Origin of the sequence: Mesorhizobium sp. B2-7-1 (assembly GCF_006440735.1) — a bacterium.
In the GTDB taxonomy this organism is placed as follows: domain Bacteria; phylum Pseudomonadota; class Alphaproteobacteria; order Rhizobiales; family Rhizobiaceae; genus Mesorhizobium.
In genome coordinates, this window is record NZ_VFUA01000026.1 from 44909 (window position 1) to 63620 (window position 18712).

At 65.7% G+C, this 18712-nt stretch carries 14 protein-coding genes and 1 pseudogene; 7 read left to right on the forward strand and 8 right to left on the reverse strand.

Annotated features, from left to right (window positions below):
- Positions 1 to 164: 164 nt before the first annotated feature.
- Positions 165 to 1787 (forward strand): ABC-F family ATP-binding cassette domain-containing protein, encoded by a 1623-nt coding sequence (locus FJ471_RS12900; RefSeq protein ID WP_140803531.1) that lies wholly within the window; start codon positions 165 to 167, stop codon positions 1785 to 1787.
- A 9-nt stretch (positions 1788 to 1796) separates the two neighbouring features.
- Here the strand turns inward: FJ471_RS12900 and FJ471_RS12905 are convergent, their stop codons facing one another.
- From FJ471_RS12905 to htpG, 3 genes are all read right to left on the reverse strand, one after another.
- Positions 1797 to 2924 carry a serine hydrolase domain-containing protein gene (locus tag FJ471_RS12905; protein WP_140803532.1) on the reverse strand — a complete coding sequence of 376 codons (1128 nt, stop codon included), beginning with the start codon at positions 2922 to 2924 and terminating at the stop codon, positions 1797 to 1799.
- A gap of 25 nt (positions 2925 to 2949) precedes the next feature.
- A complete protein-coding gene (locus FJ471_RS12910; protein ID WP_140803533.1) occupies positions 2950 to 3630 on the reverse strand; it encodes a gamma-glutamyl-gamma-aminobutyrate hydrolase family protein in 681 nt (226 codons plus the stop codon).
- A gap of 122 nt (positions 3631 to 3752) precedes the next feature.
- On the reverse strand, positions 3753 to 5639 hold the full coding sequence (htpG, locus tag FJ471_RS12915; RefSeq protein WP_140803534.1) for a molecular chaperone HtpG: 1887 nt from the start codon (positions 5637 to 5639) through the stop codon (positions 3753 to 3755).
- A gap of 529 nt (positions 5640 to 6168) precedes the next feature.
- Between htpG and FJ471_RS12920 the strand changes: the two genes are divergently transcribed.
- Positions 6169 to 7593, forward strand: coding sequence for a hypothetical protein (locus FJ471_RS12920; RefSeq protein ID WP_140803536.1), 1425 nt, complete (start codon positions 6169 to 6171; stop codon positions 7591 to 7593).
- Positions 7594 to 7626: 33 nt separating this feature from the next.
- On the opposite strand, the gene FJ471_RS12925 is transcribed toward FJ471_RS12920, so the two are convergent.
- The 3 genes from FJ471_RS12925 to FJ471_RS12935 all read right to left on the reverse strand — a co-directional run bounded on the left by FJ471_RS12925 (position 7627) and on the right by FJ471_RS12935 (position 11135).
- Entirely contained in the window at positions 7627 to 8520 is an 894-nt protein-coding gene (locus FJ471_RS12925; RefSeq protein ID WP_140803538.1) for a hypothetical protein, read from the reverse strand.
- A 96-nt stretch (positions 8521 to 8616) separates the two neighbouring features.
- Positions 8617 to 10266 carry an acyl-CoA synthetase gene (locus FJ471_RS12930; protein ID WP_140803540.1) on the reverse strand — a complete coding sequence of 550 codons (1650 nt, stop codon included), beginning with the start codon at positions 10264 to 10266 and terminating at the stop codon, positions 8617 to 8619.
- A 170-nt stretch (positions 10267 to 10436) separates the two neighbouring features.
- Entirely contained in the window at positions 10437 to 11135 is a 699-nt protein-coding gene (locus FJ471_RS12935; RefSeq protein WP_140803542.1) for a YafY family protein, read from the reverse strand.
- Positions 11136 to 11230: 95 nt separating this feature from the next.
- Between FJ471_RS12935 and FJ471_RS12940 the strand changes: the two genes are divergently transcribed.
- On the forward strand, positions 11231 to 11635 hold the full coding sequence (locus FJ471_RS12940; protein WP_140803544.1) for a VOC family protein: 405 nt from the start codon (positions 11231 to 11233) through the stop codon (positions 11633 to 11635).
- A gap of 148 nt (positions 11636 to 11783) precedes the next feature.
- Complete coding sequence (locus FJ471_RS12945) at positions 11784 to 13340, forward strand: serine hydrolase (RefSeq protein WP_140803546.1); 1557 nt, start codon at positions 11784 to 11786, stop codon at positions 13338 to 13340.
- A 14-nt stretch (positions 13341 to 13354) separates the two neighbouring features.
- Here FJ471_RS12945 and FJ471_RS12950 read toward each other — a convergent pair whose 3' ends face one another.
- Positions 13355 to 14290, reverse strand: a complete 936-nt coding sequence (locus tag FJ471_RS12950; RefSeq protein WP_140803548.1) for a hypothetical protein — start codon at positions 14288 to 14290, stop codon at positions 13355 to 13357.
- 148 nt (positions 14291 to 14438) lie between these two features.
- Between FJ471_RS12950 and FJ471_RS12955 the strand changes: the two genes are divergently transcribed.
- The 3 genes and pseudogenes from FJ471_RS12955 (at position 14439) to FJ471_RS12965 (ending at position 17304) form a co-directional block, all read left to right on the forward strand.
- Positions 14439 to 15569, forward strand: a complete 1131-nt coding sequence (locus tag FJ471_RS12955; RefSeq protein WP_140803550.1) for a KamA family radical SAM protein — start codon at positions 14439 to 14441, stop codon at positions 15567 to 15569.
- 127 nt (positions 15570 to 15696) lie between these two features.
- A complete protein-coding gene (locus FJ471_RS12960) occupies positions 15697 to 16587 on the forward strand; it encodes a BA14K family protein (protein WP_246684707.1) in 891 nt (296 codons plus the stop codon).
- A 292-nt stretch (positions 16588 to 16879) separates the two neighbouring features.
- Positions 16880 to 17304, forward strand: a pseudogene (locus tag FJ471_RS12965) (globin family protein).
- Positions 17305 to 17533: 229 nt separating this feature from the next.
- Here FJ471_RS12965 and FJ471_RS12975 read toward each other — a convergent pair.
- Positions 17534 to 18712, reverse strand: a 1179-nt coding sequence (locus tag FJ471_RS12975; protein WP_140803552.1) for an FAD-binding oxidoreductase, incomplete at its 5' end; no start/stop codon positions are given.

The window sequence follows — 18712 nt, forward strand, 5'->3', positions numbered from 1 at the left end:
GCGGCGCCGAAGCTGCTAATCTCCCCCCTTGCGGGGGAGATTGGCCGTCACAACCGCCTTCGCCAATCTCATCTGCGGCGCTTCTGCCTCTTCCCCTGCCGCCCTCATTCGCGTACACGCCCGGGCAAATCCCGCCACGTCAGCGCAGTTTCCCGGACCGCCCCATGATCCGTCTTGAAAATATCGGCAAGCAGAACGGCCGACAGATCGTCTTCATCGAAGCCTCTGCCGCCTTGCAGAAGGGCGAGAAGGTCGGCTTGGTCGGCCCGAACGGCGCCGGCAAGACGACCTTGTTCCGCATGATCATCGGTCAGGAGCAGCCTGACGAAGGGCAGGTCTCGGTCGATCGCGGCGTCACCATCGGCTATTTCAGCCAGGATGTCGGCGACATGGGCGGCTTGAGCGCCGTGGCCGAGGTCATGGAAGGCGCCGGGCCGGTGAGCGCGGTCGCCGCCGAGATGCGCGAGCTCGAGCACGCCATGGGCGATCCTGACCGCGTCGACGAGATGGATCAGATCATCGAGCGCTATGGCGAATTGCAGCACCGTTTCGAGGAGCTCGACGGTTATGCGCTCGACGGCTGCGCTCGCGAGGTGCTGGACGGTCTCGGCTTCTCCCAGGAGATGATGGACGGCGACGTCTCAAAGCTCTCCGGTGGCTGGAAGATGCGCGTGGCGCTCGCCCGTATCCTGCTGATGCGGCCCGACGTCATGCTGCTCGACGAGCCGTCGAACCATCTCGACCTCGAAAGCCTGATCTGGCTGGAGAAATTCCTCAAGGACTATGATGGCGCGCTGCTGATGACCTCGCACGACCGCGAGTTCATGAACCGTATCGTCAACAAGATCATCGAGATCGATGCCGGCGCGCTCACCTCCTATTCCGGCAACTACGAATTCTACCAGGAGCAGCGCGCGCTGGCCGACAAGCAACTGCAGGCGCAGTTCGAGCGCCAGCAGGCGATGCTGGCCAAGGAGATCGCCTTCATCGAGCGTTTCAAGGCGCGCGCCTCGCACGCCGCGCAGGTGCAGAGCCGGGTGAAGAAGCTCGACAAGATCGACCGCGTCGAGCCGCCGAAGCGCCGCCAGACGGTCGCCTTCGAGTTCCAGCCGGCGCCGCGCTGCGGCGAGGACGTGGCGACGTTGAAGGGCATCCACAAATCCTATGGCAGCCGCTCGATCTATTCCGGTCTCGATTTCCAGATCCGCCGCCGCGAACGCTGGTGCGTGATGGGCATCAACGGCGCCGGCAAGTCGACGCTTTTGAAGCTGGTCGCCGGCGCCTCGGAGCCGGACGAGGGCTCGGTGGCGCGCGGCCCGAGCGTCAAGATGGGCTATTTCGCCCAGCACGCGATGGAACTGCTCGATGGCGAGCGCACCGTGTTCCAGACGCTGGAGGACAATTTCCCGCAGGCCGGACAGGCGCCGCTGCGGGCGCTTGCCGGCTGTTTCGGCTTCTCCGGCGACGAGATCGAGAAGAAGTGCCGCGTGCTCTCCGGCGGCGAGAAGGCGCGGCTGGTGATGGCGCTGATGCTGTTCGATCCGCCCAACCTTCTGGTGCTCGACGAGCCAACCAACCACCTCGACATCACGACCAAGCAGATGCTGATCGAGGCGCTGTCGCAGTATGAAGGCACCATGCTCTTCGTCTCGCACGACCGTCATTTCCTGGCGGCACTGTCCAACCGCGTGCTGGAACTGACCCCCGAAGGCATCCACACCTATGGTGGCGGCTACACCGAATATGTCGCCCGCACCGGCCAGGAAGCGCCGGGGCTGAGGAGCTAGGAACGCGGCCTAAAGCGCATCGTAGACGGCGTCGATCAGGGCTTTGCGGCGTGGGTCGACATCGTCGAAACCCACCATGCGGTTGGTGACGTAGCCGAACCCAACGCCGGCGCCGGGATCGGCGAAGCCGATGGCGCCGCCCCAGCCGGTATGGCCGAAGGTTTGCGGCGACGCGCGGCCTGCATAGACAGGATCCTCGATCTGGTAGCCGGCGGCGAAGGCGGCCGGCAGCGCGAAACTGTCGTCCATGCCGCGAAAGCGCGGCCTTGCGGCTTCTTCGATTGCCGCGCGGCCGATCAAGACTTTGCCGTCAAGGGTCCCCCCTGCCGCCATCATGCCGTAGATCCGCGCCAGCGCATGGGCGGTGGACTGGCCGTTGCCGCCCGGCACCTCGGCGGCGCGCCAGGCGCGGTCGTTGGGCGCCAGGGCGCGTGGCGTCGGGTTGTCGCATGCCTGCGGAAAGGCAGAGGTGCGCACGAACTCGACCCAATCCGAAGCTTGCGGGCCTTCGATCATCTCTGCGGCGCGGGTATCCTCGGGCTCCGGCAGGCCGACGTGGAAATCGGCCCCAAGCGGGACTGCAATCTCTTCCGCGATGAAGCGGCCGATGCTGCGCCCGTCGACGCGCCGCAGCACCTCGCCGGCAAGATGGCCGTAGCTGAGGGCATGGTAGACGCAGCGGCTGCCGGGCTCCCATAGCGGCGACATGGCGGCAAGCGCGTTGGCATAGGGCGTCCAGGCGAGCAGGCCCGCCTCGTCCATCGGCACGGCGAGACCGTTCAGCCCGGACCGGTGCGACATCACCTGATCGAGCGTGACGCGCTCCTTGCCGCCGGCCGCGAATTCCGGCCAATAGCGCGCGACCGGCGCGGCATAATCCAGCTTGCCGCGCTCCACCAGCATCGCGATCGCCAGCGCCACGACGCCTTTGGTCGAGGACCAGACATTGACCAGCGTGTCACGCCGCCACGGCCGGGTGAGTGCGGCATCCGCATGACCGCCCCAAAGGTCGACGACAGTCCTGCCATGGACCACGATCGAGACGCCGCCGCCATGTTCGAGGCCTTGGGCGAAACACCAGGCGAACGCATCGCGGACTCCGGCAAAACGCGGATCGCAGAAGCCTTCTATGCTCATAGGCGAAGTCCCACTTACGCACGCCTTAGCTAAAGAGCTTGGTCACAAAGCCGCTGAACCAGGCAAGCTGCGTCGCGTGGTGGGATTCCATCAGCCGGTCCTGCTCGTTCCGGTCCTGCGCGCCGAGCGTTCCGTACGGCGCGCCTTGCCGTTCCTGCCAGCGCCGGAAGCCGGCTGGACCCTGCTCGGCATGGAACTGCAGCGCATAGGTCTTGTCGCCGATCCGGAACGCCTGATTGGGAAAGGTTTCGCTCGAGGCGAGGTGCACTGCGCCTGCCGGCAGGGCGAAGGTATGAAAATGGTTCTGCGGCAGGAAGAGCGGCCGGTCGAGGAAGTCGCCGGCCTCGGCCGTCGGCGTGATCTCGAAATAGCCGAACTCCCTGATGCCGCTTTCCACCGGCCCGACATCGGCGCCGAGATGCCAGGCGATCTGCTGCGCGCCCTGGCAGATGCCGAGCAGTGGCAGGTCGTTGTCAAGGCAATGCTCGATCAGCGCGGCTTCGTGATCGAGGAACGGATGCTTGTCGGTGTCGAAGACGTTGAACGGGCCGCCATAGATCACCGCGCCGTTGACAGCGTCGAGATCGATCGCCTCACCCTTGAACGGCATTGCTGTCGCGACTGAATGGCCGTTGGCCTCCAGGGTGGTCTGGACATGATCGTCGCCCGGTTCTTCCGAGTGCCTGACCAGAACGATGCGCTTCATCGGAGCTCCTGCCGCTTATCCGTGGGAAACGATAAAGCTAAGCGGACCGTGGGAAATGTGCCAGCGTCGGGTTCCGACTGGACGCTGGCAGGCCCCGCGCCGCCCGAGGGCGGCGCTGTCGCTCACCCCTTCGCCAACCCGCGATCGATCAGCCGCGCCAGGCGCGCAGAGAAGGCCTTGGCGTCGGCCGGCTTATCGCCGTCGAGCACGCGCGCTTCGTCGTAGAGCAGATGCGCGGCGTCTTCCTTGAACGCCTTTTCATCGTCGCCGAGCTTTGCCAGCGCTGCGACGCGCTCATGACGCGGGTTGATCTCGAGGATCGGCTTGGCGGCCTTGTCGAGCCGGCCGGCGGCGTTGAGCAGGCGTTCGAACTGGCGGTCCGGGCCATGCTCCGGCGCGACGAGGCAGACGGCGCTTTCGGTCAGCCGGTCGGAGGCCTTCACGTCAGACACCTCCTCGCCGAGCACCGTCTTCACGAAGGCAAGGAACGTCGCGACGTCGGATGACGTTCCGGCGTCCGGCTTCGCTGCGTCCTCGGGCAGCGCGACATCGGCAAGCTCGGCCGCGCCCTGCGTCACCGACTTGAACGGCTTGCCGTCGAACTCCGGCGCCATCGTCACCCAGAAACTGTCGACCGGATCGGTGAGCAACAGCACCTCGATATCGCGTGCGCGAAAACCTTCGAGCTGCGGCGAGGCTTTGAGCCGCGCACGGTCGTCGCCAGCCATGAAGAAGATCGCCTTCTGGCCTTCCTTCATCGCCGCCACATAGTCGGCGAGGCTGCGCCAGCCTTCGCCCGAAGCGGTCGAGCGGAAGCGGGCAAGCTTCAGCAACTGCTCGCGCCGCTCATAATCCTCATAGAGGCCTTCCTTGAGGACGACGCCGAAATTCTCCCAGATTTTCGCATAGGCTTCGGCATCGTTGTCGGCGAGCTTTGCGAGATCGCCGAGAATGCGGTTGGTCACGCCCTTGCGGATCGAGGCGAGCAGGGGGCTTTCCTGGATCATCTCGCGCGAGACGTTGAGCGGCAGGTCGGCGGAATCGACCAGGCCGCGCACGAAGCGCAGGTAGCGCGGCAGCACATCGGCATCGTCGGTGATGAAGACGCGCCGCACATAGAGCTTCATGCGGCCCTTGCGGTCCTGGTCGAACAGGTCGAACGGCTGCGATCCGGGCACGAAGGCGAGCACGCTGTACTCCTGCCGGCCCTCGGCGCGGAAATGTATTGTCGAGGCCGGTTCGTCATACTGGCCGGCAATGCTACGGTAGAAGTCGGTATATTCTTCCGGCTTGATTTCGCTCTTCGACCGAACCCAAAGCGCTGTGCCGTCGGCGATGTCGCGCGGCTCGGCGCCGGGCTTTTCGACCAGCGTGATCGGCACCGGCACATGGCCAGACTGCGATTTCGCCAACCCTTCGAGCCGATAGGGCGTTGTGTAGGAAGAGGCGTCTTCCATCAGATGCAGCACGACACGCGTGCCGCGCCTCGGAGCCGCCTCGAGCGGCACCGGCGCGATTTCATAGGTGCCCTTGCCGTCGGACGACCAGCGGAAGGCTTCGTCGCTGCCGGCCTGGCGGCTGGTGACGTCGACCCGGTCGGCGACCATGAAGGCCGAATAGAAGCCGACGCCGAACTGGCCGATGAGCTGCGTGTCCTCCGCCGCCTTGCCGGCCTCGACGCGTTCCATGAAGGCGCGCGTGCCGGAGCGCGCGATCGTGCCCAGCGCTTCCGCCATCTCGTCGCGGCTCATGCCGATGCCATTGTCCTCGACGACGAGCTCTCTGTTGTCCGGATCGGCGGCGATCGTGATGCGCGGCTTGGCATCGTCACCCAGCAACTCGGGCCGGCTCACCGCCTCGAAACGCAGCTTCTCGCAGGCATCCGCCGCATTGGAGATCAACTCGCGCAGGAAGACATCGCGGTCCGAATAGACCGAATGCACCATCATGTGCAGAAGCCGCGAGACGTCCGCCTCGAATGTCCTGGTTTCCGTCTTCTGATCCGTCATCTCGGCTTTCCCAAATCTCCATTCTGCCCGACGCGCCATGCGCGTTAAGGGATTCATCCTGTGGTTGTTTCAATTGTGTCCGCGGTCTGGATGGGACCGGCTTCGGCAGGACAATATCGGGATGCGAGGGGAAGGCAACAAGAGGGTGCGGAGAGGCAAGTGGGAAGGGCGGCTCCATCGAGTGCTCTGCCGTGGATCGATAGGGGAACTCTCCTTTCAATGCTCACTTGCGACTTTGAAAGTCTTCGCATCGGTCATGTGAATGATGACAAGCAGCTCGCTGTCTTTCTCCTTTGTGGCGCATGCTTTCAACCCCTGTCGAGAGAGCAGACCAACATATGGTGGGAGCGGAAGAGGGGATCTCTTGGCAGCCGATCCGCATAAGATTGGGAGCGACGATAACCTTAATTTTGGTTTCCCTTGCAGAGGCTTCCCGAACGGAAGGTAAAGGGATAGATTAGCAATTCGTTAAGTACGCCCGGGGGCGAGCGTAAAAAGTTGTGTCGTCGAGCTTAAGGGATGTGCCGTGATGAATTTCAAGTCTCTGATCAAGCGGGCCGAGGACGTCGATAAGGAATTTCAGGAACTCCAATCGGATCTGGCGGAAGCATTCGAGGACGTTCTTGCCGATGAGGAAAAGACACCGTCGGAGGACGATGCCGTTGCCGGTCAGGAGCTGGTGGCAAGCGACGAGAATCCGCCGCCCGAAGAGCAGCCCGACGCAGCTCCATCGCGGCTGACGCCACACACCCAGACGCGGCTTGCCGCCCTGGAGGCGGTGGCCGGGCTTTTCCGCGACGGGCAGGGGCATCTCCAGGAGATCGAGGCCAAGCTGGCGGAGATCGCCACCGCGCATCACATGACGCGCGAGGTCCTCAATGTCTTCCATCGCGACGTCTTGCGCTCCAACGAGCTGGAACTGGCAAACCTCGCTCTCACCACCGAGCACAAGACGCTCTCGGAACAATTGCTCGACGCCGCCCGCAGGCAGCGCGAACGCGACGGCGCGGCCGAAGCGTGGCAACAGCGCGAGGCGAGCCTCGTCCAGGACCGCGAACAGCTGCGCTCAGCGCTTGCGGCCGTGCGCCTGGAACTGGTGGAGATGGGCAATGAGAGCGGCAGGCGCGAGACTGAATTCGGCGAGATCGCCAAGGCTCTGGCGGCCAAGACAGTAGAGCTCGACCGACGCGGCGCCGAGAACAAGCTGCTGCGCGAAAAGCAGGTCGGCCTCTCGGTCGATCTGGAGCAGGCGCAAAAGCGCGAGGCGGAGGCCCGGCACAGATTCGATGAGTTCGCGGCAGCCCACGCCGGCGAAACCGCCCATATTGCCGAGCTGATGGCTCAACTCGGCAACCACGAAAAGGAAGAAACCCGGCTGCAGAAGACGCTGGAGGCAACGCAGGCCAAGCTTGCCGAAACAGCCGAGACGGCGCGGATCGCCGAAAGCGACAGTGCCGCCGAATTGGCGCGCGGCCAGGCGGAAATGCGCGGTTTGCGTGCCGAGATCCAGGAACTACAGTCGCGTATGGATCAGGTCTCGATCGACAATGGCGAAGCAACCGCCGAGATCACCAGGCTCAAGACGCAGTTGAACGATGCCGTCACCGAACGCCAGATCGCGCAGGAAAGGCTCGCCGTTCTCAAGGACGAGAGCGAAGCCGACAAAAGGAACCTGTCCGCGGTCAGCACCAATCTCTCGCAGCTTTCGCTGCAGCAGGCGTCCGAGCAGATCCAGCTCGATATCCAGAAGCAGGAATGCGAGGACTTGCGCGCCGAGGTCGAAGCGCTCAATGCCCGCATTCGGGAATTGCTGCCCTACGAGCGCCTGCATCGGGTGACGGATGCAAGGTCGCGCAAGGATGCCGTGCCTCAAGCCAACGGGATCATCGCCGAAGCGGCCCGCCCGGCCGCCCGCCGCGTCCCCCGGCGTAACATACGGGCGAACGGAGGCTGAGGAAACTGCTGCGCCCGGAATTCCTCTGGCAGGCTATTTCCCTGCCATGCCGTCCGCGAGGTCCTGTGCCTGCTTGAGCAAGGCCGGGAAGGACGGGTCGCCGGGCAGTCGCTGGGCCATGCAGGCCCGGTAGTCGGCGTCGCCTTTTTCCCAGGCGGCGTTGGCGGCATCGGTGGCGGGCGAGTCGTCCTGGTCCGAGCCCTGATCGGTCTGCTGGGTCTTCTGCGCCGCCGCGTCGGCGGCTGCCCAGAGCGAATCGCACGCCGCGATCTTCGGCACGGCTGGCGAGGCGGGGGCCTCGGCAACCAGCACGCGGTCGCCTTTGACGACCGCTACGACGATGTGCTGGTCGTAGATCGGTCCGACATCCTGGGTCCAGCCGCCGAGCCGGGCGACCACTGCATCGGCGCCGTCGGGCTTCTTCAGCGAAAAGTCGAGCGTGCCGGAGAATGCCGCGTCGCTGCCGATGGCCTGGGTGTAGAAACTGTCGAGCTTCAGCGCCGCGCCAATGTCGGCGGGCAGCTTGAAATCGGCTTCCGCTTCGGCCGATTTGGACTTCAGCCAGCGCTCGGTCAGCCCGCGCGTCGAAGCGACGATGCTCGGGCCGTCGTCGCTCTGGGAATATCTCAATCCGTCGAGCATGCCGAAACCGATATCGGAAGCGTTGAGGCTCTGAACGTTCATCGTGCCGGCCGCCGGAAAATCCTTGACTGACAGCGGGCCGAGAATGGTGGCGAGCCGCTGCTGGAGATCGGCCAGCGCCTTTTCGTTCTGCGCATCGATGGTTTCGATTGCCGTGTTGGCGCTTTCCTGCGCGGTGATATCGGCGATCGCCTTGTCGCGCGCGGCGATGTAGTCGTCCTCCGGCGAGGCCGCGAGCGTCGTGCTGCCCGCCAGTGCAAAGAGAAGCGTTAAGACCAACCGCATGCTGCAACACCCCAAGGTTAGCGACCAACAGCCCTTGCGTGCCATCGCCCGACTTGGCGGCTTTTGCGTGGCGGAAATCGAGGCGGCCACAAATCTTTATTCCGGCTTGCGCTTCTCCACCTCGGCCTTCCGCAGCAGGAAGCGCTGGATCTTGCCGCTCGGCGTCTTCGGCAGCTCGGCGACGAACTCGACCTCGCGCGGATAGGAATGTGCCGAGAGCCGCTTCTTCACATGCTGGGCGAGCTCCTCGGCCAGCGCCTCGCTGCCCTTGAAGGCGGGCGCCAGCACCACGAAGGCCTTGACGATCTCGGTGCGCTGCGGATCGGGCACGCCGACCACCGCCGCCTCGTTGACCGCCGGATGCTCGATCAGCGCGCTTTCGACATCGAACGGCCCGATGCGGTAGCCGGACGAGGTGATGACGTCGTCGGCCCGGCCGATGAAGGAGACGGAGCCGTCCGGCTCATATTCCACCGTGTCGCCGGTGCGGTAATAGCCGCCCACGATCGCCGGCGTCTCCGCCTCGTGGTAGCCGCCGAACCAGCGCAGCGGTGAGTTCGCGATATCGACCGCGAGCACGCCGGGCTGGTTGGGGCCGAGCTCGTTGCCTTCATCATCCAGCACCACCATGCGGTAGCCCGGCATGGCGAAGCCGGCCGAGCCAGCGCGGACCAGATGCTTGAGCCCGTGATGGTTGTTGACCATCATGCCGTTCTCGGTCTGGCCGTAATGATCGTGGATCGGCACGGCGAGGTTGGCGTCGAACCAGCGGATCACTTCCGGGTTGAGCGGCTCGCCGGCGCTGCTCACCACGCGCAGCCTGCCTTTGACGTGGGCCGCGGCCGAGGGCCCTTCCGCCATCAGCAGGCGATAGGCCGTCGGCGAGCCGGCAAGGCTGGTGACGCCCAGGCGCTCGATGATGTCGTAGGTCGATTTGGCGTTGAAGGCGCCTTCGTAGAAGGTGGTGGCGATGCCGAGCAGCAGCGGCCCGGTGATGGCATAATAGAGCCCGTAGGCCCAGCCGGGATCGGCGATGTTCCAGAAGATGTCGTCGGGCGTCAGCCCGATCGCGTCGCGCATATAGGCGCCGAAGGCAGTGAGCGCGCTGAGCGGCACCGGCACGCCCTTCGGGTGCCCCGTCGTGCCGGAGGTCGACATCATCATGAACAGGTCGTCGCCCTTGCGCATCACCGGTTCGCAGTCGGGCGAGGCGGCTTCAAGCGCGGCGCGGAAGTCGATGTCGCCGGCGGGCAAGACGTCGCCGGCGCCAAGGATGGTGGCGACGCGCGGACGGTTGTCGACCTCGTCGAGCTTGCCGCGATTGGCAGGGTTGGTCACAACCAGCTTCGCCTTGCTGTAGCTCAGACGATGCTCGACGGCCTTCGGCCCGAAGGCGGTGAACAGCGGCTGGTAGACCGCGCCGACGCGCCATGTGCCGAGGATCAGCGCCACCAGCTCAGGAATGCGCGGCAGCATGCCGGCCACGACATCGCCGGGGCAAACACCCAGCTCCTTCAGCATGGTGCCGACGCGGCCGGACAGGTCGGCCAGATCGTCGAAGGAGTACTCGCGCAGCTCTCCGCCGGCCGAGATCGCGCGCAGCGCCAGCCGGTTCTCGCCGGTATAGCGGCCGCAGCATTCGACATAGGCGTTGATGCCGGTGGCGGGATCGCCATGAAGACGCGCGGTCTCGTCCTCGATGCGGAATTGCGCAACGGCATCCTCATAGCGCGGCAAGTTGGTCATGGTAGTCCTCCCTCGGCAGGCACCATCTCCCCGTGGCGAACTGCTCGGTGGAGATTGCCCGAAAACGCCGCGCCGGTCGATTGCGGCAATGGTCGCGCAATGGAGTTGAAGTCGTGCTCCACGGCGCTCGCATGAAGGATCGCCAGCTTTCGCGGTAGCCCGCGCCGCGACTAAGGCAGTTGAATGCCCTGCGCCTGCATGTGGCGCTTCCAGCGGCTGCGCAATTCAGCCGGCCGACAGCCGATACGCTCGTCGAGAAAGGCAGCTGCGGATATCCGATCCGTGCGGAAATGGCGGAAATCCTGGCGCAGCTCGCACCAGGCGGCGAGCAGCCGGACGGTCTCGGCATAGCCGATCATGGTCGGCCAGACGACGCGCTCGCTCTCGTCGCCCTGTTCGGTGCGGTAGCGGATCCGGATCTTGTGACCTTTGCGGATCGAGGCCCGCGCCCGCGCAATATCCAACCCGTCGGGCAGGCCCTGCCGGCTGAGCGGCGCGCCGACGGTTGGATTGCTGACGAAGGGGCGCAGCCGCTCTGGCACTACCGTCGCGATCTTGGCGATCAGGTCGCGCGCCGCTGCCGCCAGCACCGCGTCGCCCTTGTCGGCCACCCATTGCGCGCCGAGCACGGCCGCCTCCAGCTCGTCCGGGGTCAGCATCAGCGGCGGCATGTCGTAGTCGCGGTCGAGCACATAGCCGAGACCGGCTTCGCCCTGGATCGGCACGCGCTGTCCGACCAGGTCGGCGATGTCGCGATAGACCGAGCGGCGCGAGATTTCCAGTTCTTCGGCGATCTGGCTGGCGGTGATCGGTCGGCTCGAGCGCCGCAGGATCTGGATGATCTGGAACAGTCTGTCGGCGCGGCGCAAGGCATGTCTCCTGTTGCCACTATGCTGGCAACAGCATGGGTCCACAAGTCGGCCGCGGCGCCTCGATCGGCGCGGCCAACATAAGGACAACACCCATGAATTTCGTCTCGACCCGCATCATCACCGCCGACGTCAAGCGCCTCGTCGGCTTCTACGAGGAGGTCACCGGCGCGAAACTGACGCTCTACACCGAGGACTTCGCCGAGCTGATCACCGAGGCCGGTACGCTGGCGATCGGCAGCACGCGCACGCTGCAGCTCTTCGGCGGCGACCATGTCGCGCAGGCCGCCGCCAACCGCACGGCCATCATCGAGTTCCGCGTCGCCGACGTCGATGCGGAATACCAGCGGCTTGCCGGGAGTCTGGACGAGGCCGTGGTACAGAAACCGACAACCATGCCCTGGGGCAACCGCTCGCTGCTGTTTCGCGACCCCGACGGCAACCTCGTCAATTTCTTCACGCCGGTGACGGCGGAGGCGATCAGGAAGTTCGAAAGGTGAGGCAGATCGAGAGGGAGGGCGCGTTTCACCAGCATTTCCCCCTTCTGGCCATCCTCGAAGCTGCTGCGGAGGATGGCCCTGCAAGGATTGGCCGCGTGCGCGCCACCTTGTACTATGGCCTGGTGAATGCAGGGACGGGAGGGCGCGCATGCGGCTTGATCGCAATCTCCGGCGTTTGAGGATTTGGGCTGTCGTCGCGGCTATCGCGCTTTGGCCCCATACGACGGCGGCCGACCCCGTCACGCCCGAGCGGATCGCTGCTGCGCTATCCAAGCTGCAAGTGCTGGCGCAAAGCGCTGTCGACAAAGGTGGCGTTCCTGGCCTCGCCGTTGCCGTCGTGCATAACGACGAGGTGGTCTTCCTCAAGGGCTTCGGGCACCGCGAAGCCGGAAAGCCGGAGGCCGTCGACGCTGACACGGTGTTCCAGATCGCGTCGCTCTCCAAGCCGGTCTCGGCCACGGTCGTGGCGGCGCTGGTCAGCGACAGAACAGTATCCTGGGATTCCAAGATCGCCGACCTCGATCCGGCCTTCCGGCTCGCCGATCCCTATCCAACGAGTGAGCTCACCATCCGCGACCTGTTTTCGCATCGCAGCGGGCTTCCAGGCACCGCCGGAGACGATCTCGAGGACATAGGCTACGATCGCGCCACCATCCTCCACCGCTTGCGCTTCGTCCCGCCATCGTCGAGCTTTCGCGCCGGCTACTCCTACTCTAATTTCGGGCTGACCGAAGGTGCGGTCGCGGCCGCCAGGCCGACCGGCAAGTCCTGGGAGGAAATCGCCGAGGAGAAGCTCTACCGTCCGCTCGGCATGGCCTCGACCAGCTCCCGTCACGCGGACTTCATGCGGCACGCCGATCGCGCCGCGCTGCATGTCAGGGTCGACGGCGCCTGGGCCGCCAGGATCGAGCGCGACCCGGACGCCCAGGCGCCCGCCGGCGGCGTCAGCTCCACCGCGCGCGATCTCGCCCAATGGGTCCGCCTGCTGCTCGGCGACGGCGTCTACGCCGGCAAGACCCTGATTGCCGCCGATGCGCTGGCCCAGACGCACGTCCCCCTGATGACGCGCGGCAAGAACCCGGTCTCCGGCGGCGAATCCTTCTATGGGCTCGGCTGGAACATCGAATTCGGCCGGCACGGCCTGAGCTGGGGCCATGCCGGCGCTTTCAGCGTCGGCGCCCGCACCCTGGTGACGATCTTTCCGAAAGAGAAACTCGGTATCGTCATCCTCACCAACGCCTTTCCGACCGGGGTGCCCGAGGGACTGTCCGACAGCTTCGCCGATCTCGTCTTCGAGGGTTCGGTCGAGAAGGATTGGATCGAGGCGTGGAACGGCATCTATGCCGGCCTGTTCGGCCCGATGGTCGAAGCGGCCAAGGCCGCCTATGCCGGGCCACCGTCTCCGCCGACGCCGTCACGGCCGGCTGGCGCATATGCCGGCCGCTACGCCAACGACTTCATCGGCGATGCCGTGGTGTCGGCAGCCGGCGACGGCCTGGTGCTCAAGCTCGGGCCGTCAGGGGCGCGTTCCTATTCGCTGGCGCATTTCGACGGCGATCGCTTCGTGACCTTCCCCGACACCGAGACGCCCGACAGGCCGGCCGGCGTCAGCTTCGTCGTCGGCCCCGATGGCAAGGCGTCGGCGATCACCATCGATTTTCTCAACGACAATCATCTGGGCACGCTGCAGCGTAGGCCCGATTAAAAGGGGCCGGGCGGTCAAGACGCCCGACCATAATGGAGCAGCGCGAAACAGTCGCCGCTGCCCGACTTCGATTGCGTGAGCACCGGCTTTGACTGGTCGAGCCATTGCTGATGCGACTTGGCATCGGTCTCGATCGCATCGATCGGGACGGCTTTGACGAAGCCGCGCCCCTGGCCGAAGAGCCAACAGGCCCGGGCCAGATGCCTTCTGGCGCGCTGTCGCAAGAGGTCGGCATCGTAGAAGATGTCCAGCACCTCCTGCTTGATCCTGCGCTCCTTTTCGGGGTCGGCGACCACTGTCTCCGCCGGCTCGCCGCCGATCGACTGCTGCAGGTCCTTGTAGTCGAGCGCAAGCTGGGTGGTGGCGTATTTGATCTCGCTCTCGTCGCGCACGATGTCGAACCACAGCCTGGGATCAAGCTCGTTGACGACGAAGGAGGATTCGAAATCGCGCGATAGGTTCAGGACGTCGAAGTCGGCAAGATCGACGTCGCGCTCGACCAGGAGGATCTTGGCCGCCTGCTTGCCGAGCTCTGTCCCCTGGAGACTGACCGCGGTGTTCTTGCCGCCGAGATCGGGGCTGAGATAGGGGCCGCCATCATCAAGCAAGTCGTCGAATTCACCGAGTGATTGCATGACCGGCGCGCCGCGGGCGATGCGCGCGGCGAGCTTGGCAAGCACCTGCTGCAGTTCGGTCTCGTGTTTGCGCTGGTCCTGGTAGTTCTGCTGGAAGAAGAAGATGAACAGCGAGATGCCGATGCCGATCAGGATGACGCCCAGCTGCGAAAAGATGTTGCGGTAGTATTCCAGCAGCTTTTCGCGGTGGCGCACGTCATCGCGGACACTATGCGCCACCCGTAGATTGACGATCAGCGACAGGATCAGCAGGCCGGTGCCGACAAGGATGAGCCCGCCAATGAGAAGGTAGCCGTGACCTGCGCTGAAATCCATTCTTGTTGCCCCTAAGCCCCGGAGAGCGCAGCCTAATCGCATTTCGCTCAGATACCTATGGTGCATGCCGGGCGCCGCGACGTCGCTCGCCATTGACCCCGCCGTCCATTGGGCCGATATCCGGCGTGAATTGCCACCCGAGATACCGATGACCTCAGACCTCAGAGAACCGGCCGCCGCGCGCGATCTTGATCCGGCCCGAAAAAATGAGGCTACCTGGCAGGACGATGTCCGCGCCGGCGTGCGCCATGTCCGCGACCTGGCGTCCCTGCCGCTGTCGCCCGCCGAGCGCGCCGCCGCGCAAGAGGCCGCGGCCGCCCACAAGGTGCGCGTGCCAAAGCCCTATCTCGACCTGATCGATTGGAACGACCCCAATGATCCGATCCGCGCCCAGGTGATCCCGTCGCCCGACGAGCTGGTCGCCGCCGAGGGCGAGCTCGACGATCCGATCGGCGACCACGCCTTCAGCCCGGTGCCCAGGCTGACGCATCGGCATGCCGACCGCGTGCTTCTGTTTCCGACCTATCAATGCGCGGTCTATTGCCGCTTCTGCTTCAGAAAAGAGTCGCTGACCTCGATCGGCCGCGGCTATACGCGCGAAGCGCTGGAGCCGGCACTGGCCTATATCGCGGATCACCCGGAAATCCGCGAGGTGATCCTGACCGGCGGCGATCCGCTGTCGCTGCCCGACAAGGCGCTGGCCGAAATCCGCGTCCGCCTGGAGGCGATCCCGCATCTCAGGCTGCTGCGCATCCACACCCGCGTGCCGGTGGCGCTGCCGTCGCGCATAACACCCGGCCTGGTCGAGGCGCTGCAGGGGCGGCTGATGGTCACGGTGGTGACCCACTTCAACCACCCGCGCGAGCTTACCTCCGAAGCCGAAGCAGCCTGCCGTACCATGCGGCAGGCGAGCTTCGTGCTGCTCAACCAGAGCGTTCTCCTGAAAGGCGTCAACGACAAGGTCGAAGTGCTGGAGGAACTCTGCCGCGAGCTGATGTACCGTCTCGGCGTTAAACCCTATTACCTGCACCATGGCGATCTCGCGCGCGGCATGGCGCACCGCCGCACCACGATCGCCGAGGGCCAGGCGCTGGTCGCCGGGCTGCGCCGGCGGCTCTCCGGCATCTGCAACCCGACCTATGTCATCGACCTGCCGGATGGCGGCGGCAAGGTGCCGCTGGCGGCGAGCCATATTGAGGGCCGCGACGGCGATACCTGGCGGATCAGAGGCCAGGACGGCAAGGTGCGGGAGTATAAGGAAGTGGTTGGCCAGGCCTGACGCCACGATCCGCATTGCTGGCGTCCGGCGGCTGCGCGTCCCCGCCCGACTTTGGCCCCCATTGCGCGGGACAAGGAACTCCATCTCGCGCCCCGCATTCTATGAGTGGGGGCTGAAGGAGCGTTGCGTGAAGGCTTTGTTGGGAATTGCCGGCGGCTTCGTGCTGACCTTGGCCGTATTCGCCAGCGGGCTTGCCTTCGCCACCTGGCTGCTCGTCGCCAAGCCGGTGCGCCAGGCAATGCCGACGATCGGCGTTTCCGAGCTCTGGACGAAGGACGCCCAGCCGGTCGATCCGCAAAAGCAGAACCTCCAGCGCATTCCCGCCCGGCATGCGGTGGCCGCGCCCGCCAAGACCGGCGAGCCGACCCCAGGCGAACCGGTCCCAGGCGAACCGGCCAACACGGCGGATAGCGGAACGCAGACGACGGCGCTTGGCGCGGCCACGGCGCCTCCCGCGGCGCCGCCGCTGCAGCCATTGCCCGATGTATCCGCGCCGGACCAGCCCGCGCCCGGCGACAACGCGGCGCGGCGGCCGGCCGCGCCCGATCAGCAGGCCCAGCAGCAACTGCCCGTCGCGCACCTGCAATGGTGCGCCACCCGCTATCGCAGCTACCGCCCGGCGGAAAACAGCTACCGCTCCTACAGCGGCGAGCTGCGCCCCTGCATCTCGCCCTATTACGACCCCGGCGGCGACCGTACTGCCTCGACCGGCCAGAACGATCAGACCAACGACCAGGCAGCAGCGAACGATCGCCGGGACGCCACGCCTGATGACCGTTTGAGCGACGACCAGGCCGAGATGGAAGGCTACGCCGCGTCCAGCGACGGCTATGCCACCACCTATGGCGGCCCGCCGGAAGAGATTTCGCCCCAGGCTGAGGCGGCTCGGGAACAGGCGTCCGGCCGCCCGGTCTCCGGCGACCATGTCGACTACTGCTTCAGCCGCTACCGTTCCTACGATCCGCAGGACAACAGCTACCAGCCCTTCGACGGCGGCCCGCGCCGGCAGTGCGAGTAGCGCGCCGACGCTTTTCCTCGCCCCTGTCGGCGGCGGGGGAGAGGTGGCCGCGACGCGGACGGAGAGGGGGCTTCGTAAAGCGATGCTTTTCCCGATCGAGGTTGCGCCATTCCCCCGCTCCGTCTCGGCTTCGCCGAGCCACCTCTCCACATTCGCGGGGGCGAGGAACCAGGTTGAAGCGCCCCGATACCCGCCAGAGACCAAGCTGAAACACACCATCCCTACAACCGGCATGCCCGCGAAACGCTCGAAGCCGATGGTCGCGCATCCCAAAACCCAGGAGCATGCGCCTATGACACCCGACCAGATCAAGCTTGTGCAGGAGAGTTTTCGCGAGGTCGTGCCGATCAAGGAAGCGGCCGCGGCCTTGTTCTACGAGAAGCTGTTCGCCATCGACGGCAGTCTCAGGACGCTGTTTGTCGAAACCGACATGAAAAAGCAGGGCGCCAAGCTGATGGCCGCCCTGGGTTTCGTCGTGCATGGGCTGTCGCGCGCCGAGACCATCCTGCCCACGGTCCAGGATCTCGCCGGCGCCATGTCGGCTACGGCGTCGAGGAGCACCACTATGCGACCGTCGGCCAGACGCTGATCGAGACGCTCGACGCAGGCCTCGGCGAGGCTTTCACGCAGGAGGCGCGAGAAGCCTGGGCAGCGGCTTACGGCTTGCTCGCCTGCGTGATGGTCGCCGCGGCAAGGGACGTGCAGCTGGCGGCTTGAGCGCCGAGGGAGGCAAGCTGGAGCGGCTCTGAGTTCCTTCGCACCCCCCTCTGTCCTGCCGGACATCTCCCCCGCAAGGGGGGAGATTGGATGTCGCCTAGGCTTTCGCCAATCTCCGGCGTTGGAAGCAGAATGCCGTCGGCAAACCTGCTGATCTCCCCCCTTGCGGGGGAGATGGTCGGCAGACCAGAGGGGGGTGCGGTCCCGCCAGCCTTTCAGGGCATAGCCATCACTCTCCGGAAATAACCTTCCCCGGATTCATCACATCACCCGGGTCGATCAACGCCTTGATCGCCTTCGCCAAATCCCGCTTCACCGGGTCGGCGTGCCGCTCATAGGCCTCGCGCTTCTCCAGCCCCACGCCATGCTCGGCCGAGAACGAGCCGCCGGCCTCTCGCAGCCCCTCGTAAAGCACGTCCTCGATCGCCGCGTGCCGCTCATGCGAGACCGGCCCGTCGCAATTGATGGAGATGTGCAGATTGCCGTCGGCGAGATGGCCGTAGACATAGGGCGTGTATGAAGCGTCGAGCACTCTCAGTCCCGCCTCGACGCGCGCCACATAGGCGTCCAGTGTACCGGCCGGCACCGACACGTCAAAGGAGGGCGCCATGGGATGCGCGCGCTCGATCTGCTCGGTCTCCTCGCGCAGCCGCCACATCGCGACCGCTTGCGCCTCGGAGCTCGCGACCAGCCCGTCGATGATACCGGCCTCTTCCCAGACCGTCGCCAGCCCGTCCTCCAGCACCTGTCGAGCCGCCTCGATATTGTCGGCGCCGAGCCCCAGCACCAGAAGGCAGGGCGCGTCGAGCGGCAGGCTTCCCGGCGAATAATTCAGCGCCCGCTGCATGAGCGAGGCGAAATTGCGCCACAGGATCTCAGCGGCGGTGAGCCGTGCGCTGGTCGAGCCCAGGAAATGCCGCACGATGCGCTGGGCGCTGGCCGCATCCGGCACGCCGACAAGTGCTGCGGCGCTGGCGCCCGCCACCGGATCGAGCTGCACCGCCACGCGGGTGACGATGCCGAGCGTGCCCTCGGCGCCGATGAACAGATGCTTCAAATCATAGCCGGCGCTGGTCTTCAGCACCCGGGTGAGGTCGCAAAACACCCGCCCGTCCGGCAGCACGGCTTCGAGCCCGAGCACGCGATGGCGCATTGTGCCGTTGCGAAACGCCATGATGCCGCCGGCATTGGTGGAAACCATGCCGCCGATCGTGGCGCTGCCGCGCGCGGCAAGGTCGATGCCCGGGTCGAGGCCATGCACCGCCGCCGCCCCCTGCAGCGCGCCGAGCGTCACGCCTGCCTGCATGATCGCCACGCGCGCGAACGGATCGATTTCTTCGATTTGGTTCAGCCCGCCAAGATCGCAGATCACCTGACCCGCGGACGTCGCCGCCCCGCCCGCCAGCCC